The 22,990-nt window shown below is 48.9% G+C and carries 19 protein-coding genes and 1 other RNA gene; 1 reads left to right on the top strand and 19 read right to left on the bottom strand.

Translation table 11 applies throughout. The features are described 5' to 3' along the window. Nucleotides 1–50 precede the first annotated feature (50 nt). On the bottom strand, nt 51–1,049 hold the full coding sequence (locus tag DW677_RS01525; protein WP_117566367.1) for an isocitrate/isopropylmalate dehydrogenase family protein: 999 nt from the start codon (nt 1,047–1,049) through the stop codon (nt 51–53). A gap of 20 nt (nt 1,050–1,069) precedes the next feature. Further along, the gene (locus DW677_RS01520) at nt 1,070–1,927 is read right to left on the bottom strand and encodes a DUF6282 family protein (RefSeq protein WP_117566366.1); all 858 of its coding nucleotides are present in this window, start codon (nt 1,925–1,927) and stop codon (nt 1,070–1,072) included. 225 nt (nt 1,928–2,152) lie between these two features. Between DW677_RS01520 and DW677_RS01515 the strand changes: the two genes are divergently transcribed. Next, nucleotides 2,153–3,073 carry a LysR family transcriptional regulator gene (locus DW677_RS01515; RefSeq protein WP_117566365.1) on the top strand — a complete coding sequence of 307 codons (921 nt, stop codon included), beginning with the start codon at nt 2,153–2,155 and terminating at the stop codon, nt 3,071–3,073. Nucleotides 3,074–3,137: 64 nt separating this feature from the next. Here the strand turns inward: DW677_RS01515 and DW677_RS01510 are convergent, their stop codons facing one another. The 17 genes from DW677_RS01510 to DW677_RS01430 form a co-directional block, all read right to left on the bottom strand. After that, entirely contained in the window at nt 3,138–3,332 is a 195-nt protein-coding gene (locus tag DW677_RS01510) for a hypothetical protein (protein ID WP_117469378.1), read from the bottom strand. 532 nt (nt 3,333–3,864) lie between these two features. Beyond that, nucleotides 3,865–4,440 (bottom strand): hypothetical protein, encoded by a 576-nt coding sequence (locus DW677_RS01500; protein ID WP_117469377.1) that lies wholly within the window; start codon nt 4,438–4,440, stop codon nt 3,865–3,867. 311 nt (nt 4,441–4,751) lie between these two features. Further along, nucleotides 4,752–5,249, bottom strand: a complete 498-nt coding sequence (locus DW677_RS18615; RefSeq protein ID WP_242990605.1) for a hypothetical protein — start codon at nt 5,247–5,249, stop codon at nt 4,752–4,754. 6 nt (nt 5,250–5,255) lie between these two features. After that, on the bottom strand, nt 5,256–5,600 hold the full coding sequence (locus tag DW677_RS18610) for a hypothetical protein (RefSeq protein ID WP_242990604.1): 345 nt from the start codon (nt 5,598–5,600) through the stop codon (nt 5,256–5,258). 199 nt (nt 5,601–5,799) lie between these two features. Then, nucleotides 5,800–6,144: RNase P RNA component class A (gene rnpB, locus DW677_RS01490), an RNA gene on the bottom strand. Between the two features lie 58 nt (nt 6,145–6,202). Continuing rightward, nucleotides 6,203–7,858, bottom strand: a complete 1,656-nt coding sequence (locus DW677_RS01485) for a nucleoside kinase (protein ID WP_117566364.1) — start codon at nt 7,856–7,858, stop codon at nt 6,203–6,205. Nucleotides 7,859–7,985: 127 nt separating this feature from the next. Continuing rightward, nucleotides 7,986–8,786, bottom strand: coding sequence for a Nif3-like dinuclear metal center hexameric protein (locus tag DW677_RS01480; protein WP_117566363.1), 801 nt, complete (start codon nt 8,784–8,786; stop codon nt 7,986–7,988). After that, nucleotides 8,764–9,510, bottom strand: coding sequence for a class I SAM-dependent methyltransferase (locus DW677_RS01475; RefSeq protein WP_117504661.1), 747 nt, complete (start codon nt 9,508–9,510; stop codon nt 8,764–8,766). Before DW677_RS01475 ends, DW677_RS01480 begins: the two co-directional genes overlap by 23 nt. Nucleotides 9,511–9,665: 155 nt before the next feature. Then, the gene (gene rpoD, locus DW677_RS01470) at nt 9,666–10,790 is read right to left on the bottom strand and encodes an RNA polymerase sigma factor RpoD (RefSeq protein WP_117504659.1); all 1,125 of its coding nucleotides are present in this window, start codon (nt 10,788–10,790) and stop codon (nt 9,666–9,668) included. Nucleotides 10,791–10,849: 59 nt separating this feature from the next. Beyond that, on the bottom strand, nt 10,850–12,616 hold the full coding sequence (dnaG, locus tag DW677_RS01465; protein WP_117504657.1) for a DNA primase: 1,767 nt from the start codon (nt 12,614–12,616) through the stop codon (nt 10,850–10,852). An 87-nt stretch (nt 12,617–12,703) separates the two neighbouring features. Then, a complete protein-coding gene (locus DW677_RS01460) occupies nt 12,704–13,711 on the bottom strand; it encodes a deoxyguanosinetriphosphate triphosphohydrolase (protein WP_015554152.1) in 1,008 nt (335 codons plus the stop codon). Nucleotides 13,712–14,004: 293 nt separating this feature from the next. After that, entirely contained in the window at nt 14,005–15,468 is a 1,464-nt protein-coding gene (locus DW677_RS01455) for a M20 family metallopeptidase (RefSeq protein ID WP_117504655.1), read from the bottom strand. A 193-nt stretch (nt 15,469–15,661) separates the two neighbouring features. Further along, complete coding sequence (locus DW677_RS01450) at nt 15,662–16,387, bottom strand: amino acid ABC transporter ATP-binding protein (RefSeq protein ID WP_117566420.1); 726 nt, start codon at nt 16,385–16,387, stop codon at nt 15,662–15,664. 10 nt (nt 16,388–16,397) lie between these two features. Continuing rightward, entirely contained in the window at nt 16,398–17,087 is a 690-nt protein-coding gene (locus DW677_RS01445; RefSeq protein WP_117504653.1) for an amino acid ABC transporter permease, read from the bottom strand. A gap of 159 nt (nt 17,088–17,246) precedes the next feature. After that, on the bottom strand, nt 17,247–18,218 hold the full coding sequence (locus DW677_RS01440) for a transporter substrate-binding domain-containing protein (protein WP_117566362.1): 972 nt from the start codon (nt 18,216–18,218) through the stop codon (nt 17,247–17,249). A 360-nt stretch (nt 18,219–18,578) separates the two neighbouring features. After that, a complete protein-coding gene (carB, locus tag DW677_RS01435; RefSeq protein ID WP_117566361.1) occupies nt 18,579–21,779 on the bottom strand; it encodes a carbamoyl-phosphate synthase large subunit in 3,201 nt (1,066 codons plus the stop codon). Further along, nucleotides 21,779–22,852: a carbamoyl phosphate synthase small subunit gene (locus DW677_RS01430; RefSeq protein ID WP_117566360.1), complete on the bottom strand. Its 1,074-nt coding sequence runs from the start codon at nt 22,850–22,852 to the stop codon at nt 21,779–21,781. Before DW677_RS01430 ends, carB begins: the two co-directional genes overlap by 1 nt. Between the last annotated feature and the right edge of the window lie 138 nt (nt 22,853–22,990).

Raw genomic sequence — 22,990 nt, 5'->3', positions numbered from 1 at the left:
CCCCGGCGATCCGCCGGGTTTTGGTTCTCTTTTTTTCTATCTTTCTTTCATTATAATCTCGCGATCACAGCATCCACATACTCTTCTGTAGATGCCTCACCATGGAGATCTCTTGTCAGGTGCTTTCCTTCCGCGAGGACCTCATCCACTGCTTTTCGGATGCGGGATGCTGTCTCATTTTCACCAAGATACTCAAGCATCATGCATGCAGACCACAGGAACGCCGTCGGATTTGCAAGGTGCTTTCCGGCAATATCCGGAGCACTTCCGTGAACGGCTTCGAACATTGCGTAGTCGGAACCGATGTTGCTGGACGGCACAAGACCAAGGCCGCCGATCAGGCCGCTGCAGAGATCGGAAAGGATATCACCGTAGAGGTTCTGCATTACCATCACATCAAACTGGTTCGGGTTCATGACAAGCTGCATGCAGGTGTTGTCGATGATCTTGTCATCAGCCTCGATCTCCGGATAATCCTTTGCGACTTCGCGGAAGATCGCAAGGAACATACCGTCGGACATCTTAAGGATGTTTGCCTTGTGAACGCAGGTAACTTTCTTTCTGCCGTTTTTCTTTGCGTACTCGAAGGCGTCACGGATGATGCGCTCAGATGCATTCTTTGTGACGATCTTGATCGCGTGAACCGTGTTCTCATCGATCTGCTCTTCTTTTCCCACATACAGACCTTCGGTGTTCTCACGGAAGATCACGATATCCACGTTCTTAAACGGAGTTTTTACCGCGTCATTGGACTTTACCGGGCGGATATTCGCGTAGAGGTCATACTTGCCGCGCAGGGTAACATTTAAGGAACGGAAGCCCTTTCCAACCGGGGTCGTGATCGGGGATTTTAAGAGGACTTTTGTGCGCTCGAAGGAAGTATACGCCTCGTCCGGGATCAGGGCACCGTTTCTCTTCCACTCATCCTCGCCGACATTGTAGATCTCATACTCTAACGGCGCATCTGCCGCTTTTAAGATCTTTAAGACATTGTCCACTAACTCCGGACCGATTCCATCGCCGCGAAATACTGTTACTGTGTGTTTCATGTTAAAACTCCTCCTGATTTTTAAATTCCCAGCAGATCTGCCGGTATCGTATGTGTCATATGGTATACCTGCTCTTCGGGGATCCCATGATCCAGCAGGTACTGCATATATTCTGCCATTTCAATTTCCCAGTGCGGGTTTTCTGTCTGGCCGCCGTCTGTGTCAACCATGACATTTTTGTATCCGGCTTCTTTGATGATCTCAAGGTTATCCGGCAGATTGCTCTTATACGTTCCGCCGCCCATGTTCTGGGCATAACAGCGCTCCAGGATCACATCGTAGTCCTTTACCATGCGGATCTGATCCTCCATGGTCATTCCCACGACCCACCATTCCGGATGGGTGATTACGATCTTCTTCACCCCAAGGTTTCTGGCCGCCTCCACCACCGTGAAGGATTCCTCCGGTGAGATGTGCGCCGTGCCGAGAACCGCGTCATAGTCACGGACAAGCTCCAGAATCGTTTTCAGCTCCGGAACGATCATCCCGTCTTTTACGACCTCCACGCACTGGCTCGTGTTCTGCTTCATCTTCTCCAGATGGTTCTTTGCCGACTGGGTCGGAAGCCAGACGACCTTTGCGCCCATGCGGAGTGCCACGTCAACGGCCTTCGGATTTATTCCGCCGACCGCCCGGTTCAGCGTGATCCCACCGAACATAGTGAAGTCGTTCGTCTTTCCATGTACGATCTCGTTGTGGCGGTTACAGAGATATGCCCGGTCCACCGTCGATCCCTGATGAGTCTTGATCACGATGGCCCGCGCACCCACACGGATCGCAGCTTCCATCAATTCGAAATCATCATAGGCACGAAGGCGCAGATCCGGATTTGTATGAACATGCATGTCAATAACACCCTTCATAAGATCCATTTTCATCAGCTGTTGTTCCCCTCTGATCATTTTTGCTGTTGCTTTCTTACGGGATTCATTTTATACTAAATTTGTTATTAAAAAAAGTACTAAAATCATATACCCGGTATCGATATTTCCGATGGCTGTTTTGAACGTGATCCGGTACCCTACAGGCCGCGAAATGGAGATATCGCCTGTTATTCCGATAATCTTCTTACCTGCCAAACGGCTGAAAGGAAACTATATCCTATGGACCTGAAGGAATTAAACTATGTTGTGACCGTCGCCAACGAGGGAAGTATCTCCCGCGCCGCGGAGAAACTTTTTATGAGCCAGTCCAGCTTAAGCCAGGCGATCCGTGTCCTGGAGCAGGATCTCGGGACCTCTGTCTTCGTCCGCACTACCCGCGGAGTCCGGCCAACTGCCGCCGGGGATGCTTTTATTTCCCACGCAAAGCAGATCCTGCAGCAGTACCGCACTGCATGCAGTGAAGCCGCAGACATCGAAAATCTCAACGGCGGTACCATGATCTTCGGGATCAGCACCTACCGCGGCACGTATCTTCTGCCGCCGGTCTTAAAGCGGTTCCGCACCCTCTATCCGAAGGTCCATGTTGAGATCTGTGAGATGGACAGCATTGACCTCGAAGATCAGCTCTTAGAAGGTCTTCTGGACCTCGCCCTGATCGCCGCCCCGCCGGTCCGGATCAGACACAGCGTTTCGCCATTCATGCGCGATGAGATCATGATCGTCACCACCGCGGATCATCCGGTCATGGACTTTGCCAGAACATGTGATTCCGCTCCGGAGCTTTCCTGGATCGATCTCAAAGACACTGCCGCCTTCGAATATATTTTCGGACCGCCAAACACTGTACTCGGCCGTGTTGGCCGTCAGGCGCTGCGGGATGCCGGAATCGAGCCCATTGGGCAGGGCACCGATCTCTCCGCCTCCTTCGCCGCCGCTATGGCAAGAGAAGGTGCCGGTCTCGCCTTCACCTACCGTTCCTGCCGTGTCCCAGGAGATCATTTCCGCTATCTCCGAGTAGGAAAAGAAGGAATCTTCCTTGACCTCGCCCTTGCATGGCCCGCCGGAAAGTACCGCTCCAGAGCAGCGTCAGCACTGGCGGAACTGTTTCAGGAGATGGCACCGGAGCTGCTGCAAAGGTGATGGATGCCGGACTACAAAAATGAGCCCGCAGGTATAGAAAAGCTGTTACCGTGGAGTGTTGTGGTCAAGCTTTTTTGTAACACTTGTGGCTAAAAAAGCTTGACCACAACACTTTATACAATATCGCTTCCAAAAGTCTCGGCTGTGCACTGTCTCTTTCTTTCCATATCCGATTGAATGACCTAGACGCTTTCACATACCCTTTATGTTCCACATTATCTCTTTGCGAACAGCCATTGTTTTCAATGTCTTCTGCCATAGATGGTCATTCCTCCTTTCTCGGTCATACTCAAGACTCCTACTGATTCGGTCCTTCACCTCTCGGCTACTATGACCTCTGCTGACTTCTGTGCGTTCAGCATTGCTTTATGCAATGGTTACCTCTTTCAAGGCGTACCGCACAGACCTCCCTAGGTACCACACGTTTCTTCCTCTCCATCCATCTGCCTCATCTATCATGCAGGATTCCGTGTAGTTATTGGGCTTCAACGTGTCTGGCAGTCTTACCCTCATGCATGACCTCATATGAGATTTCTGTTCGTCAGACCAGAGATTTGCCCGTGAGTTAGTATGTTCCTCACATCCAGCTTCCTCCAGATTCCATCTCACGATGGACACCCTTGCCTTCGGCTATATCCTTCCCACTACCGGGCGGATTCGGGACTTTGACCCGTTAGAAACGTGCGCCGCCAGGCGCACCAGAAAAAAAGCTGATAGAAAGATTTTTCTACCAACTTTTTTACGTATTAATACAATCAAACGCTATCTATATTATCCACCGAAATAATGGCTTACTCATTACTGTAATTGCTCTCAAAAAGTCCTTTTATTAAAGGGATCAGAGATTTATTATAATAATATTCATACATATTCGACTTATTAAATACATTTTCATCTTCTGAAATAAGCATAATTCCTTTGTTATTTTCTTCTGAAAATGTTGTATCAAGAATAAATACGTAAGATATAATCTTAAATAAATCTCCTTCATTGCTACTGTTAATTACATTTTTCCACTTTATTGGTTCCTTATAATAAAAGCTTATTAAAATATCTTGATTTGAAAGTTCTTTTTCTGAGAAAGTATTTAATATTTTTATTGGCGCATCCATATCTTTTAAATTGGCATCAGTAAGAGGCTCATTGATATCTTTAATAGTCTTCCACCAATTCCTTTCAATTAAAGCAACCACTTCTGAGAACTCCAACTGCTCCGGTGTTAAATATATTTCCGAAATACCATTATTTACTTTAATGCTTGTTGGTGTCGATAATACTGCTTGTGGAAAATCAATTCTATCATTACTGTGCCCACATGCAGATAACATCAACATCATAATAGATAGGGCAATAAAATACTTTTTCATATACTTACCTCCTAAGAATTCCTTAATATACATCATGTGCAATTTCCAAGATATTGCCAGAAATTGCATCTATATCAACATAATAGTTCAATTCATAAACAACTCCATCGACATTTACTTTGACGGGATAAACCAGTTTCCAAAATATCTTTCCCTTAAAAGTTTTTAAATCCTCCATACTAGTATGATTCACGCAAATTAGAAGCCTATTTCAAACTATCGTTTTATGCTAATTCTGGATAGACTTTCTCTTTCGTGAAATTGGTTTTGGTGCTTTTTTGTTTTTGTTTTCTGCTGAAGCAGCTCATACACTATGAAATCAATCTCTTCTTTAGAAAGGTCATAAAGTCAGAACTTTTATGAGTTTCACTTACTAATGGAATTGCTTCTCCTGAGAGCAAATCAATCGCTGCAAGCAGAGAGAGGGTCTCCAACCTGACATACTCATAATCTCGCTGATAGCCACTGCTTTTATCTGTATTCGGAATCGGTGGACGGTCTTCACCTGTGGTAGCAATTGCCTGAATTCCTGGCTTTTCATCATAAGACAGGGTATGTACGGCATCTTTCTCAAAGGGAATCAGTTTTCCATCCTTGTCAAACTGCATTTCAATCTGCTTGTGGATAACAAGGACATCATGCATTTTTGCATCAAACTCAGGATCCCGTCTTTCGCAGTAATAAGACACCTGAAATGGTTTGATCCTTGCATTGCTCAGAATTTTCCGAAGCGTTGTTTCAGCTACTGTTGCCCTACGAAGATGTCCTTCCGCTTCTGCTATAGAGTTGATGAATTTCCTGAAACTCATGGGATATCAGAATTCAGCAGAATAGCCGTAATCCTTCGGTTTTTGGCAAGCTTTACTGATTACCCAGGTGATATCGTCATCGGTGATTTCCGCTTTTCTTCCACGGCCGTTGTTATCATGTAAAGAAGCTTCAACACTGTTCTCTTTAAATTTATTAAGACAACGTTTTACCACACCGATTCCAATATCCAGTTTGTCAGCAATTGCTTCGTTAGATGCACCCTCAGATTTGAGCAGAAGGATTCTGGCACATTGATAAACGCGAATTTCCAAAGTGCTCTGAGTCAGCAGTTTATTTAAGTAAGATTTATCATCATCTGTTAAAGAAATAGTTTTAATTGTATTAGGCATAATTGACACCTCCGATGGTTCAATTGTACCATAAATAGGAATGTGAATTAAAATAGTTTGTTATTTAAAGTGGATTGTACTAGATAAAGCGTCATCATAATAGTACCCCAAAATTGATTCGATATTCTAAAAAGACCTCTTTTCAAAACCTTATCATTCGATCCTGAAAAGCGGTCTTCATCATTTTCCATTATTCAATATTCTGAGCAAGACGATAAGCCGGGTTATGTCGTTGGATGGTCATCTATCTAGACCGTCCGTCACCGGACGGCTCAAGCGGCCTACCCGGAAGCAGACGGGCCGCCTTATGCTTCCTGTTTGGCCTTGCTTCGAGTGAGGTTTGCATGTGCCCTCCCTGTTACCAGTGAGGCGGTAGTCTCTTACACTGCCTTTCCACCCTTACATGTTTCCATGCGGTTTATTTCTGTTGCACTGTCTCTGAAGTCGCCTTCGCCGGACGTTATCCGGCACCCTGCCCTTTGAAGCCCGGACTTTCCTCTCCTGCATCCCTTAGGATTGCAGCAGCGACCATCTGTCTTACTCAGAACCCATTCATTCTAGCATATTTTTTTTGGGCTGTCCAGACATGTACTTATATTTTCTTACACATTCAAACAGCTTCCACCGATAAACTCCCGGATAATCGATGTCTTCGGAATCGACTCACTGTCGATCGCAAGGAAATAGTCCAGGAATTTGAGGAGCCGTTTTGCCTCATCATACTCTTCCCGGTCTCTCGGGATATTGAAGAGCAGCGGTTCCGCATAGAGCTTCAATACCGCAAGCTCATACACAAGCGCGGAGTTAAACATCACATCGGCGCTCTCCTGGTACGGGAAGATATTCTTGTCCTCGCCGCGGCGCACCGACGGCCAGCGCTCGATCGTCTCTAACGCGGAGGTTCCTCTCGTTCTCGCGTCCCGCACCATCCGGCGGATCAGTCGTCCGTCAGTTGTCGGGATCCGGTTATGCTCATCCACATTCAACTGGGTCAGGGCGCTGATGTAGATCTTAAATTTACTGTCCTTCGGAAGTTCTGAGGACATCGCGTCATTCAGGCAGTGGATACCCTCGATGACGAGAATATCCTTCTTTCCAAGCTTCAGCATTTCGCCTTTGTATTCCCTCTTACCGGTCTTAAAGTTAAACCGTGGAAGTTCGATGGTCTTACCGGAGAGCAGAGCATTCATATCCTCATTAAACTGCGGAATATCCACGCACCCAAGCGCCTCAAAATCCGGCTGCCCGTTCTCGTCAAGCGGATACTCTTCCCGGTTGCGGAAATAGTTGTCCACGGAGATCGGATGCGGATTGTATCCCAGCGCCGCAAACTGAGTTGAAAGCCTGTGGCTGAAGGTCGTCTTACCGGACGAAGACGGTCCCGCGATCATCACGATCCTGCGGTCCGGATCCTTCACTGCCTTCTCAGCAACCTGACCGATATTTTTCTCCTGCAGCGCCTCCTGCATCAGGATCAGATCCTGCCCTCTGCCGTCCACGATCATCTTATTTAATGCGCCGACGTTCGGTACCTCAAGGCTGTCACTCCAGCGGTAGGAAGAATGCAGGATTGAAAACAGCTTCTCCCGGATCGCCGGATGCTCCACATGTTTCGGATCCGTTTTCACCGGAAGCAGGAGCAAAAATCCCGCATGACACGGAACAAGGTCAAAATACTTCACATAACTGGTGTCCGGAACCATATATCCATAAAAATAGTCCTCAAACTCCCCAATGCTGTAAATATTCACCCGTGACGCCCGACGATACTGGAACAGCTGCTCCTTATCATGCATCCCATGCTTTCCAAAGAGCTCCACCGCGTCATCTGTATTGACACTCCGCTTTTTCACCGGGATCGCTGCGTCCCTAAGCTTCTCCATATGTACCTTCACTGAAGTCAGCAGCTTCTCGTCCACCGGAATATCCCCGACAAGTTCTCCATAAATACCGTTTCCAAGCGCAAAGTCGATCTGGATCTTCCTGATCTTCTCTCGCGGAATTACCTCATAAAACGCCTTCAGCATCAGAAAGATCGCACTGCGCTCATACGTCTTATAACCTGCGTTTTCCTTCGCTGTGATAAAAGAAATCTCAGAATCTCCCGCCAGAGTCTTTTCAAGCTCCCTGAGCTTTCCATTGACCCGCACAAGCAGGATATCATTCTCATACTGATCCTGAAAATCTCTCGCGATCTCCAGATAGGTTGTTCCCTCCGGATACGTTTTTTCGATTCCATTCACCTTTACAACTGCCATAAAACCACCTCACACAACCTCTCCGCTGATGACATTCACAACATCAGCAACAGCCATTTCACTTCGATCTATAGCACCGGTCAGCCTCCGATCCCGGGCTGATCGGTGCGTCCCCGAAGCCAATTACCTACACAACGACCGCAGGAAACTTCACCGCCATCTTCACGACCTCAATATCAGCAGGCAGCTTCTCCTTCAAAAAACCTTCCATAAAATCCATAAAGATATGCTCCAGCCCATAATGCCCTGCATCAATGATCATCATCCCCTGAGCCGCCGCGTCGATCCCCTCATGGTGGCTGATATCCCCGGTGATAAACGCCTGAGCGCCTGCCTTCAGTGCCTCCTTAAGCTCACTTCCACCTGCCCCCGGGCAGGTAGCTGCCTTCACAATTGGAGTATCCTCATAGAGTTCACTTCCATAAACGGTCACAAACGGAAGTCCAAACCGGTTCTGAACCTCTCGCACGAGCTCCAAGCCCTTCATAGGCACTTTCAGCGATCCTGTCTTACCGATTCCGTACTCCGTCCCGGAAATCTCTCCCATGGCCTCCAGCGGCTTCTGATCGGTAAAATTCAACCGGTCCGCCACAATATCCGCCATGCACCCCGGCGCCGAATCAAAATTTGTATGCATCGCATAGTATGACACATCCGACTGGATCAGGGACACAAGCCGTCTTCCAATAAAATCTTCGTCCGAAACATGCTTCACCGGCTTAAAGATCAGCGGATGATGGCTTAACAGCATATCTGCCCCGATCTCCTTCGCCCGCTCCACCGCCGCATCATCCGCGTCCAGCGTCAAAAGGATCTTCTTCACGTCCTTGTCGATCCGCCCCGCTAAAAGTCCCGGATTATCCCAGTCACAGGCACAGGACTTCGGCGCAAGCGTCTCTAAGATTTCAATGATCTCCCTGCATTTCATGCTGTACCTCCTGATTTTCTTTTAACTGTAATTTCAACTCGGAAAGCCGCTCTGCCGCCCGTTCGGAATCCCCCGCTTTCGCGGAAAGATCCTCGATGAACCGCAGAAGCTTCGTCTCTTCCTCCTTCAGATATGTAAGAAGAACCGGATTCTTCGTTTGGATCAGATAATCGCCGTAGAGCATGCGGCTGTCCTCAGAAAGGCTTAAAACATCCGGATCCACTGTTTTTCCCTCAGAATCTGCGTCTTTCTCTCTCCGCACATCCATCACCGTATAAAACTTCCCGTCTTCAAGGACCATATCTTCCTTCCGGATCACAAAACCGTTCTCAAAAAGCCATCTTCTGACCTTAAAGATCTCCGACTGCGGCGATAAGACCCACTGTTTCACTGAATCCCACATATGTCTTCCGTTTTCCAGGATCTTAATGATCAGCTCGCCGCCCATTCCCGCGATCACGACAGAATCTGCCTCACCGGGCTGAAGTTTTGCGACACCGTCAGAAAGTCTCGTCTCGATCTTATCCGCAAGTCCAGCCAGGGCAATATTCTCCGTCGCCCTGGATAACGGGCCTTTCCGCACATCCATAGCCACGGCCTTCTTCACGATCGCTCTCCTGACAAGCTCCACCGGAACATGTCCGTGGTCCGTCCCAACGTCTGCCGCGGACTCCCCAGGTTCCACAAACGAGAGCACCAGCTCCAGGCGTTCTGATAATTTCATATCAATTTCTCCATTTCTCTTTCACACGACTGCTTTTCGATTTCGCAGCCGCCTTTTTGTATTTCCCGGCAGTTTAACTTCGCCCCGGAGCACACAGACAGGCCATCCCTGACTGCCTTTTCCTGCACAGGTCTTTTCCTGCTTCCCATATCTTTTTACTCATCCAGATAATCTTTCAAGATCTTACTCCTGCTCGGATGGCGCAGTTTTCTAAGGGCCTTCGCCTCGATCTGGCGGATCCGCTCCCTCGTCACGTTGAACTGTCTTCCGACCTCCTCCAGAGTCCTCGGTCTTCCGTCATCCAGGCCAAATCTTAGGCGCAGCACTTTCTGTTCCCTCTCAGTGAGCGTTGACAACACATCCATCAGCTGTTCGTGGAGCAGCGTGTAGGTCGCGGCATCCGCCGGGACTTCCACATTATTATCCTGGATAAAGTCCCCGAGGTGGCTGTCCTCCTCCTCGCCGATCGGAGTCTCTAAGGACACCGGATCCTGAGAGATCTTCATGATCTCACGGACACGTTCCACCGGCATATCGAGCTCCTTCGCGAGCTCCTCTGGCGTGGCCTCACGGCCAAGCTTCTGGACTAACTGTCTCTGGGTCCGCACAAGACGGTTGATGGTCTCCACCATGTGTACCGGAATCCGGATCGTTCTCGCTTGATCCGCAATGGCGCGGGTAATCGCCTGACGGATCCACCAGGTCGCGTAGGTGCTGAATTTATAGCCTTTTCGGTAATCAAACTTCTCGACTGCCTTAATGAGTCCAAGATTTCCCTCCTGGATCAGGTCGAGCAGCTGCATGCCCCGTCCGGCATACCGTTTTGCGATACTCACCACAAGACGCAGGTTCGACTCCGCAAGCTTCTTCTTTGCCTCCTCGTCACCGAGCTCGATCTTCTTTGCCAGTTCGATCTCCTCATCCGGGGAAAGCAGCGGCACTTTTCCGATCTCTTTTAAGTACATCCGGACCGGATCATCTACACCGATCCCCTCCGGTACGGATAGATCGATATGCTCCACATCAATCTCATCCTCCGGATCTGCATCTTCATCCTCCGAAAACAGATCCGGATCCATATCATCATCGTTCGACATTTTTAAGACGTCGACATGTTTTTTATCCAGGAAGTCGTATATGCGGTCCAGCTTCTCGGGTGTCAGTTCTTCCCCCGCAAAGGCATCCAGAACTTCCTTTTCATCAAGGACGTTCTTTTTACTTTTTGCGAGTTCCAGAAGTTTTGATAACTTCTCTTCAAATGTAAGTGTCTTTTCCTCCATAATCCCATCCTTCCCGGCACCTGACGTTCCTCGTGTCTGCCTTTTTGCTTCTGCTTCTCTCAGTCAAGTGTGATATTCAGGACAGCCAGTGCTGACTGCTGCCTGATGATTTCCTGTAACTCTCTGATATCTGCTGTTTTTCCCTTTACCTCCAGACTGTGTTTCTTTATCTTTTTGACGGTCTCCGAGAGTGCTCTCCTCTGTTCCTCATTATTTAAGGACTCGCTGAGACTCGCGTGGAATAAGGCCGCCACTTCCCTGTATTGTTCCTCGCCCTCGATGAAATGATTCAGGATCTGCGCAGGGTTCACGCTTCCTGTTTTTTCATATTCATCGAAGACCATGGATGCCGCTTCTCTGTAAAGCTCGTCGTCAAAATCCTCCGGTGTGATAATGCCGCGAATCTTTTCGAAAAGCTGCGGACGCTCGATGAGCCAGGTGAGAAGCAGTCTCTGGGACTTCCGGATCCCGTCCTCCTTCTCCTTTTTCTGGCGGATCCGCTCCTTATCGTACTCCCGCTCCCTTGTGGTCACTCCGATGAGTCCGCCCATGGAGTTCACGAGGTTTTTGAGATCCGTCTCCGGGATCATATACTCCCTTGCAACGGCTTCCGTGTAATTATCACGCTCCAGCTTTTCCGGAAACTCCAGAAGCTTCTTCGCGATGGCGTTATAAAACCCTGTCTTCGACTCCGGGTCCTGCATGTTGTACTGGCTCCGGATCACGGAGATTTCGAACATAAAGCTTCCGACGGCATTGTCGATCCGCTTCTGGAATTCCTCTTTCCCAAGATTCTTGATAAACTCGTCCGGGTCCTTATAGGGCTTCATATTCAAAACCTTGATGGACATTCCAACCTCTTTTAAGATCGGAATCGCGCGGAGCGCCGCCTTCACTCCCGCCCCATCGCTGTCGTAGGTCAGGACTACCTGATCCGTGTAGCGCTTTAAAAGCATCGCGTGCTGGGACGTAAACGCGGTCCCCAGAGATGCCACAGCGTTCGTAAATCCGGCCTGATGCATAGCGATCACGTCCACATAGCCTTCACAGATCAGCATATATTTCGCCCTGGACGTTCTCGCGAAATTAAGTCCGTAGAGATTCCGGCTCTTATCAAAGATCTTCGTCTCCGGGGAGTTTAAATATTTCGGCTCCCCGTCCCCCATTACACGGCCGCCGAAACCGATGACACGGTTATTGACGTCTAAGATCGGGAACATGACACGGTTCCAGAATTTATCTCTGGCTCCCCTCTCATCGATAAAGAAAAGACCTGTCTCTTTTAAAATATCGTCGTTGTATCCCTTCGACCTCATATACCGGTAAAGGTCATCCGGCACCTTACTGGAATACCCAAGACCGAAGTGGCGGATCGTATCGTCCGTCAGACGGCGTTTCTCCTTAAAATAGTCATATCCGACCTTTCCTGACGGCTGCTTTAACTGATAATAAAAGAAGTTCGCCGCAAGGCGGTTGATCTCAAGGAGCGTATTTTTCAAGTCTGCCTGGGCTCTCGCCTCCTTTGAGTATTCCACCTCCGGCAGGGCGATCCCCGCCCGGTCCGCCAGCATCTTCACCGCTTCCACGAAGGTATAATTTTCATATTCCATCACAAAGGTGATGACATTTCCGCCTGCTCCGCATCCGAAGCAGTAATACATCTGCTTTCCCGGTGAAACGGAAAAGGACGGGGATTTCTCATTATGAAACGGGCACAATCCGAAATAGTTTGCGCCCTTTTTCTTTAAATTCACATACTGGGACACGATGTCCACGATGTCATTTCTTGTTCGTACTTCCTCGATCACTTCTTCCGGGTAATACACGCTTCATCCCTCCCGCGATATGTATTTTCCGCAAAACCGCTCTGCACTTTCCTCTCAGAAACCTCGCAGATCCGCCGGATCCGTCTCTCAGACATTCCAGCCTTTCGGTACAAATAATTCTTCAAACCGGTCGATGGCATATCCATCGCTCATCCCGGCAATATAATCACAGACGACCCGCTCTCTCTTCTCCCCGCGAAGCTCCATCATCGCCAGGTACTCTTCCGGCAGCTCGTCCACATGCTTCAGGTAGTATTCGTAAAGTGTCACGATCAGCTGCTGGGCTCTTCCCTCCTCGCCCTTTGCGGCAGGATTGCGATACACATGTTCAAACATCCATTCCCTCAAGCCCCGCATGGCCCGCTCTACGTCCGGGGACATAAAGATCGATGGCCTGTCCATACTGTTATTGATAATATCATGGATCATGATATTCAGGCGGTCCTTTACGGTATCCCCAAGTACATCCGCGTATTCTCTCGGAATATCCCGCTCGGTAATGATCTTTCCGCGGATCGCGTCGTCGATATCATGATTGATGTATGCGATTTTATCGGAGAACCGCACGATCTTTCCCTCCATGGTCGCCGGATTTCCGGACGTTCTGTGGTTTAACATTCCGTCGCGGACTTCCTTTGTGAGGTTCAACCCCTGTCCCTTTTTTTCCAGGATCTCCACCACCCGGACGCTCTGCTTATAGTGGGCGAAGCCGTCCTCGCAGATCTCATTCAATATGTATTCCCCCGCATGTCCGAAAGGTGTGTGGCCGAGATCATGCCCCAAGGCGATCGCCTCAGTCAGGGACTCATTCATCCGGAGTGCCTTTGCGATCGTTCTCGCGATCTGGGATACCTCTAACGTATGGGTCAGTCTCGTCCGGTAGTGGTCCCCTTCCGGAGCGAGGAAAACCTGGGTCTTGTCTTTCAGGCGCCGGAATGACTTGCTGTGCAGGATCCGGTCACGATCACGCTGATAGGCAGGGCGGATATCGCAGAGCGGTTCCTCCCGGTCACGCCCCAGTGTCTCACTGCTTAACGACGCGTAAGGACTCAGATTCTGGCGTTCCCACTGTTCCATCGTTTCCCTGATATTCATACCTGACCGCCTCCTTTTCCGGCGCAGCCCGTCATTCCCACGGGCGTACATTTGTTCTCCGTCCTAAGAATATACTTTTATAGTATATCATATTTTAAGGCATTTTAGAACCACGATTCCTGTCCTTTTACTGAAAAATATGTAAAATTTCTGAAATTTTTTCGTTCAGCTCCCATTGAGATAAAACAGCCCGGCAGGCCAGGTCTTTTGCAGAGTATCTCCGCCTTCCCCTGTCCTGCCGGACTTACAGTCATTCTATTCTTTTTCTTTCAGAGACTCCGCCATGTCGCCTCTTACATCTTCTCACCCGGGATGACCGGAACTGCGCCCTGCGGAACCGGGCAGGTATAGCCGCCATAACGTTTCATCTTCTTGTTGAACTCGTCCTTCGCTGCCTGTAAAACATCCGGCTTCTCCATGAGATCGATCGCGGTAGCCGCGATGACCTTTCCCGCTAACAGCATATTCTTGTGGGCAATGGATGTACGTCCACAGGAGACATTCTGCCAGGAATGTCCCGGCGCCTGTGCCGGGAATGTGGAAGTATTGATCTGCGCCGTCGGAATGCACCAGCTCACATCACCGACATCCGTGGATCCCATTCTCGGTTTCTCATAGTAGAGATACGGGACAAGGAACTCATTCATCGGTGTTGTGCCGTGTTTGGACTTCTCATCAACATATTCGTAGATATCGCTGCTGTCCTCCGTCGCATCTCCCGGAAGCTTATCAGACTTCATCTCAACGGAATCGTAGAGGACTTTCGCGTACTTTAATTCTTCTTCCGTGTAATGGCAGACACCGAGATCATTGAAGTTATCCCACATAAGGGACTCCAGGACCTTGTTCGGAACGGTATTGGAGCAGCCGTCGATAAACTTCTTCTCCATCTTTGTATCTGTCATCATGGATGCCGCAAGAGCAATACGGTCGACTCTCTCCTGAAGCTCCAGCGCGTCCTTTACCCAGATGGAGCGGACCATATAGAGGACCTGTGCCTTCGGCTGTACCACGTTCGGAGAATCTCCACCGGCATCTGTGATGGAGTAATGGATCCTCGCGCTGTCCGGCATATGCTCTCTTAAGAACTGGACGCCAATGTTCATAAGCTCCACCGCGTCGAGGGCAGAACGTCCCTTGTCCGGTGCGCCCGCCGCATGGGAGGCAACACCGGTAAACTTATACTCTGTCTGGATACAGGTGTTGCAGGTACCGGAAGTGACCTGATTCACATTGCCCGGATGCCAGGTAAGAGCCGCGTCGCACTCCGCGAACACGCCGTCTCTTGCCATAAATGCTTTTGTAGCGGCGCCTTCCTCACCAGGGCAGCCGTAAAGGATCACTTTACCGCTTCCCTCACCTTTTTCTTCCAGATATTTTTTTATAGCAAAAGCCGCAGCCATGGAACCCGCACCTAAAAGGTTGTGGCCGCAGCCGTGGCCGTTTCCGTCTGCGACAAGCTCTTTTCTGGTCTCAGATCCGGCGATCTGGGAAAGACCTGTCAGAGCATCATACTCAGCCAGAATACCGATCACCGGCTTTCCGGAACCGTAGGAAGCGCGGAATGCAGTCTCAATGTTGTCAAAGGGATGTTCGACAGTAAATCCTTCTTCTTTTAATACCTTTGCGTAAAGTTCACCGGATTTGTACTCTCTCAGGGAAAGCTCCGCATAGTCCCAGATCTTATCGGATACGTCGGTGATCACGCCGGATTTTTCGTCGATATAATCGAATGCTGTCTGTTTGGATGCTGACATGTCATGTTCTCCTTTCAAAAATCCCGCCAGGCAAGACTTCAAAAGTCTGCCTGAGCGGGATATGACTTACGCGAGCAACGAGCCAAAGTCCATGCTTGCATGAGACCTTGGCGACTGCCGCGATAACTTGAGAAGCTCGCAAAGCGCGCTTCTCATAGTTCCTGTTAAAACAGCTTTTCCCGCTGTTCTTTCATCAGTATAATACCTTGCTTAAAAATTCCTGTGTCCTCGGGTTCTGCGGATGATTGAAGACCTCATCCGGAGTGCCTTTCTCCGCGATCACGCCGCCATCCATAAAGAATACGCGGTCGGAGACCTCCCTCGCAAATCCCATCTCATGGGTTACGATCACAGTAGTCATTCCTGTCTTTACAAGGTCCTTGATAACATGAAGAACCTCTCCTACCATCTCCGGATCAAGGGCGGAAGTCGGCTCATCAAAAAGCATAACATCCGGTTCCATCGCCAGCGCGCGCACGATCGCAAGACGCTGTTTCTGTCCGCCAGAAAGCTTCTTTGGGAACTGGTTCTCCTTATCCGCAAGACCAACGCGGTTTAAAAGCTCCCGCATCATCTCGTCGGCTTCCTTCTGTGTTTTCTTTCCGAGAAGGACCGGGGCGAGCGTTACGTTCTTTCCAACTGTAAGATTATTGAATACATTAAAGTGCTGGAATACCATTCCCATCTTCTGGCGATGCAGGTTGATATCCACATTCTTGTCGGTAATATCGGTTCCCTCGAAATAGATCTTTCCGGATGTCGGTGTCTCAAGAAGGTTTAAGCAGCGTAAAAATGTACTTTTACCGCCGCCGGACGGTCCGATAACAGAAACAACCTCGCCATGATCGACATGCTCGGTAACACCCTTTAATACCTGAAGACTGCCGAAGGATTTATGCAGATCTTCTACACGAATCAGTTCTTTTTCACTAGCGCTCACTTGCGTTCATCCTCCTCTCCAGTAAAGCAATCAGCTTGGACATGATAAATGTCACGCCGAAGTAAATGATACCAACGATGGTCAACGGCTCAAGTACACGGAATGTAAGACCGTTGATGGTCTTAAACTGGGTCATAAGTTCTCCGATAAAGAACGTGGACGCCAGAGATGTCTCCTTGACGATCGCTACGAACTCGTTGCAGAGCGCCGGAAGAATATTCTTAACTGCCTGCGGGAGAACGATATGGATCATGGTCTGACGCGCGTTTAAGCCCAGAGAACGGGCAGCTTCTGTCTGTCCGACATCGACAGCCTGAATACCTGCGCGGACGATCTCACAGACATAAGCGGTAGAGTTTACGCAGCAAGCAGTCATAACGCATGTAAACTCGCTCAAGTTGAAGAACGGAAGCCAGGTCGGCAGCATAAAGTAGAAGAAATATAACTGCAGCAGGATCGGCGTACCGCGGATAATTTCGACATAAACGGTAGCGATCAGCCGGAGCGGCTTAAATTTTCCGATGCCCACGTTGCTGCGGCGCATCAGTGCCATCAGAGAACCGAAAACGGTACTGATGAGGACAGTGAGGAGACCCATAAACAGTGTCATTCCAAGACCCTGTAAGAATAAGCTCCAGTACTTCATCCAGACTTTTAACATGACGTTAAGAAACTCCATCTGGAAAACTCCTTTCGTAGATAAACTTGAAAACAGACAAAGGTCTTTCCGGCATCTTCACCGGAAAGACCGAGCTCTGTATTTTCTGTAACCTGAAGTGAAAACCAATTCCGGCCTTCGCAGATCTTCCATCACGGAACGAAACGATCTGCTCCGAAATTAGTTCGTCTCGATACCGAGCTTCTCAGCAAGGGCAACCGCCTCTTCTCTCCACTGCTCATAGAGACCTTTCTCGTTAACTTCAACGATCACTTCGTTGATCGCATTTAAGAGATCATCATCGCCTTTCTTGACCGCGATAACGTTACCTTCACTTGAATAGTCAAACATGAAATCTGCCATTGCGATATCATCATATGTCTTTGCAAGGGATTCACCGTTATCACCGGATACAGCGAGTGCGTCAACCTTGCCTGTTGTTAACATCATAACACCGTCTGTTATATTTGTCACTAACTGGATCTGAACGTCAGACGGAAGCTGCTCTGTAGCAAGCTTGTTCTGTAAGGTTGCGTTCTGGGTAGCAACCTTCTTGCCTGCGAAGGATTCTGCTGTATTGTACTGGGAAGCAAGTTCCTTCTTAACTAAAAGGCCCTGACCTTTCTTCGTGTTTACATTATAACGCTCGGAAAGTCCCATAGCCTCTGCACGCTCATCTGTGTAAGCGAAGCCGGAGATACCCATATCAATGTTTCCGGAAGTAACTGCCTGCTGGATTGCTGAGAACTCCATCGGCTTGATCTCAAGTTCTACGCCAAGCTTCTCAGCGATGTATTTTGCAAGCTCCACATCGGCACCGACATACTCGGTTGTTCCACTGCTGACATCCTTGAATTCCCACGGAGCGAAATCAGGGGATGTTCCCATTGTGATCTTTCCTGCCGCAAGAACTTTTCCGAGATGGCCATTCGGATCTACATTCTCAAGTGCCTTTAAGGAACCTTCCGCTGCAGCTGCTGCATCTGTCTTATCCGCTTCCTTTGATTCAGCCGCTGTTGTCGCGTCGGCTGTTGTTGTCTCGGCTGCCGTTGTTGTTGCTGCCGTTGTCTCAGTGGTCTTGGAGCTTCCGCATCCTGTAAGAGCAGCAATGACCGCTGCTGTTGTCATAGCTAAAACGATGTTCTTCTTCATAATCGATCCTCTCCTCTTTGTTTCTATCTTTTTCTATGTCTCACATGTGTGATGTTGATACGCATTATAATGTATAATTATTCTTTTGTAAAGCACTTTTTTATGTTTTTTTTACAGATTATGCATTTTATACAATATTCGGTGCATAATTATATTGTTTCATGCAGTTTTTTCAATGTTTTATACATTATCAATGCATATATTCATCTTGATAAAGCGTTAATATTTCTTTTTTTGCATAGCGCGTCACCTCTTTCAAATTTCCGGCATACATTTCCGGCATACGCTGCTGGGGCAACGTAAAAAGCAGCCCATCTCACTTCAGCGTGAAACGGGCTGCTCTTCTATTTTTTACCAATATCAGATTTCAGCAATATTGATCAGTGTAAGTTCTTTTGCACGATTTTCCATACTTGTCACAAGCGCTCTCGCAGTATCGACCGCAGTGAGAACGGTAACGCCTGTCTCGATCGCATTCCGGCGGATGATAAAGCCGTCATGGCTTCTCTCTGCGCCCTGTGCTGGGATATCGATGACAAGGTCGATCTCATGTCCAAGGATCAGGTCAAGAAGGTTCGGAGACTCCTGCTCGATCTTTCTTACCGGAATGACCTTTACGCCATGCTCATTGAAATACTTTGCGGTTCCTGCGGTACAGAAGATACGGTAACCCTGTGCCTTGAATCTCGCAGCGATGTCGAGCATCTCTTCCTTATCGGAATCACGGACAGTCATGACCATGTTCTTATACTTCGGAAGCTTGATACCTGCACCCTGGAAAGCCTTGTAAAGAGCTTCGTTGAAGGTCTTTGCAATACCAAGGCATTCACCTGTGGATTTCATCTCCGGTCCAAGGCTGATATCAGCCCCGCGGATCTTCTCGAAGGAGAATACCGGCATCTTCACTGCGTAGTAATCTGCCTCTTTCTGGAGTCCCGGTGTGTAGCCGAGTTCCCGGATCGTGTGACCACAGATGATCTGGGTTGCCAGCGGTACGATCGGGATTCCGGTTACCTTGCTGATATATGGGACGGTTCTGGAGGAACGCGGGTTGACCTCGATGATAAATACACCTTCATCATTCACAATAAACTGGATGTTGATCATTCCCTTGACATGGAGCGCCCTTGCGAGCTTCTCTGTGTATTCCACGATCGTCTTCTTGTTGTCCTCGGTGATGCTCTTCGCCGGATATACGGAGATACTGTCGCCGGAATGGATACCGGTACGCTCGATATGCTCCATGATACCCGGGATCAGAATATCGGTACCGTCGCAGATCGCATCGACCTCGATCTCCTTACCCATGATATACTTATCAACTAAGATCGGATGCTCCTGAGTGATCCGGTTGATGATGCCGATAAATTCGTCGATATCCTCATCGCAGATCGCGATCTGCATGCCCTGTCCGCCAAGAACGTAGGACGGACGAACGAGTACCGGATAGCCTAACTCGTTTGCTGCCTTTTTCGCCTCTTCCGCTGTAAATACAGTCTGTCCTTTCGCTCTCGGAATCTGGCACTGCTCAAGGATCTCATCGAAGAGTTCTCTGTCCTCAGCGGCGTCAACATCCTCGGCAGCGGTTCCCAGGATCGGGACTCCCATCTTCATCAGAGCCTCTGTGAGCTTGATGGCTGTCTGTCCACCGAACTGGACAACTGCTCCGTCCGGTTTCTCAATATCAACGATGCTCTCCACATCCTCCGGAGTCAGCGGTTCGAAATACAGCTTATTCGCGATGTCGAAGTCTGTGCTGACAGTCTCCGGGTTATTGTTGATGATGACGGTCTCAAAGCCCTCTTTTTCGAAGGCCCATGTACTGTGAACGGAACAGAAGTCGAACTCGATACCCTGACCGATACGGATCGGACCGGAGCCGAGGACGAGAACCTTCTTCTTCTCAGTCTCGCCCTCTGCCTCATTCTCACTTCCAAAGCAGGAGTAATAGTATGGAGTTTCAGCTGCAAACTCAGCCGCACAGGTATCTACCATCTTGAAGGCAGCACGGATGCTGTTTGCATGACGCATCTCCTTGATCTCGTTTTCCGTGAGACCAGTGAGTCTCGCGATCACATGATCCGGGAATTCGATGCGCTTTGCTTCCTTTAAAAGATCCGCGTCGAGGTTCTTCCCGGCTTTCTTTAAGGCATTCTCCATCTCAACGAGGATCATTAATTTATCGATGAACCAGATATCGATCTTCGTGATATCATGGATCAGCTCGTAATCGAAGCCGCGGCGGAGTGCCTCCGCAATGACCCAGATCCGGCGGTCATCCACGTTGTGAAGCTGCTCTTTTAACTGTTCATCTGTGAGTCCGCTGTAGTCGTAAGACATTAAGGAGTCCACATGCTGCTCCAGGGAGCGGATCGCTTTCATTAAGCCGCCCTCAAAGCTTGTGCAGATACTCATGACCTCTCCGGTCGCTTTCATCTGGGTTCCTAACTTGTGACTCGCATTGATGAATTTATCGAAGGGAAGTCTCGGCATCTTGACTACCACATAGTCGAGCATCGGCTCGAAGCTTGCGTAGGTCTTCTTTGTAACAGCGTTCTTGATCTCATCAAGGGTGTAGCCGAGGGCGATCTTCGCGGCAACCTTCGCGATCGGGTATCCTGTCGCCTTGGACGCAAGGGCGGAGGAACGGCTGACACGCGGGTTCACCTCAATTACACAGTACTCGAAGCTCTCCGGGTGAAGTGCGTACTGTACGTTGCAGCCACCGGTGATACCGAGTTCTGTGATGATCTTTAGCGCGGAGGTACGGAGCATCTGGTACTCTTTATCTCCAAGGGTCTGGGACGGGGCAACAACGATACTGTCACCGGTATGTACGCCCACAGGGTCGATATTCTCCATGTTGCAGACGGTGATCACGTTGCCGGCACTATCACGCATTACCTCGTACTCGATCTCTTTCCATCCTGCGATGCAGCGCTCTACAAGAACCTGGCCCACACGGGATAAACGGAGTCCGTTCTCCAGGATCTCTGCGCACTGCTCCTCATTATAGGCAATACCGCCGCCGGAGCCGCCAAGGGTATAAGCCGGACGGAGAACGACCGGATAACCGATCTCTTTTGCAACAGCAAGACCTGTGTTCACATCCTCAACGATCTCAGACGGAGCCACCGGTTCGCCGATCTTTTCCATTGTCTCCTTGAACATTTCACGGTCTTCGGCTTTTTTGATCGTGAGGGCTGTTGTACCGATAAGGCGCACGTTGTTTGCCTTTAAGATACCGGCCTCCTCCAGTTCCATCGCAAGGTTTAAGCCGGCCTGACCTCCAAGGGTCGGGAGGACACTGTCCGGTTTTTCTTTCTTAATTAACTGCTCAACAACCTCAGTCGTCAGCGGCTCAATATATACCCGGTCCGCGATATCCTTATCCGTCATGATTGTTGCCGGGTTGGAGTTTAAGAGAACGACTTCAATGCCCTCTTCCTTTAAGGAGCGGCAGGCCTGCGTTCCCGCATAGTCAAATTCTGCGGCCTGGCCGATAACGATCGGACCGGAACCGATTACAAGTACTTTCTTGATCTCTGGATTCTTAGGCATTATCTTTCCTCCTCCATCATGCGTAAAAAGCGGTCAAACAGATATCCGGAATCCTGCGGTCCCGGGCATGCTTCCGGGTGGTACTGGACGGTGAAGATGTTCTTGCCCACGTACTTTAATCCCTCGTTCGTCTTATCGTTCACGTTCACGAACGCCGGCACGGCAACCTCAGGATTCATGCTGTGCTCGTCTACCGCGTATCCGTGGTTCTGGGAGGAAATGTAGACGCGACCCGTCTCAAGGTCTTTTACCGGGTGATTTCCGCCGCGGTGTCCATATTTCAACTTATATGTATTTGCGCCTGTGGCAAGAGCCATGAGCTGGTGTCCGAGACAGATGGCGAAAACAGGAACATCGGATTCATAAAACTTTCTGACTTCTTTGATGATCTCCGTGTTCTCTGCCGGATCTCCAGGGCCGTTGGAAAGCATGATCCCATCCGGGTTTGTCTTTAAGACTTCCTCAGCAGGAGTATCTGCCGGATATACGGTCACTTCGCAGCCTCTCTTATTTAACTCTCTGGCGATATTCTTCTTTGCTCCAAAGTCCATGAGTGCGACTTTCTTTCCGGTACCCGGAAGAACGTATTTTTCTTTTGTAGTTGTCTTTAATACAACGCCTGTTACCTTATACGCCCTGATCCGCTCTTTCACTTCTTCCAGATCAAAAGATCCGTTCGTTGTGATCATGCCGTTCATGGTTCCTTTTTCTCTTAAAATCTTTGTGAGGGCTCTTGTATCGATACCACTGATACCTGGAATATCCTGTTCTTCTAAGAAATGCTGAATCGTGTCCCCACTTCTGAAATTACTGGGGATCCTAGATAATTCTCTGACAATATAACCATCCGGCCATGCTCTTCCGGATTCCATATCTTCTTTACAAATACCGTAATTACCAATTAACGGATAAGTCATTACCACTGCCTGTCCCGCATAAGACGGATCGGTAAGGACTTCTAAATAACCGGTCATGGATGTGTTAAAAACAATTTCACTGATTACTTCCCTGGTAGAGCCGATGCTTGTTCCTTCAAACACGGTTCCGTCTTCCAGTATTAAATATGCTTTCATGACGCCACCCTTTCTTCTGTGTTCGTGTTCGTTTCCTATCTGGGATTGAAAATTTATTTCAGCCCAAATTTTCACTATTCTATCATGCGGTGAGAGATTTTTCAACTGGTTTTTTGAAATTTTTCAAGAATCTTTTCA

This window comes from Clostridium sp. AM25-23AC (assembly GCF_003435125.1).
Classification (GTDB): domain Bacteria; phylum Bacillota; class Clostridia; order Lachnospirales; family Lachnospiraceae; genus Pilosibacter; species Pilosibacter fragilis.
This window is presented reverse-complemented; position numbering and strand designations above follow the sequence as displayed.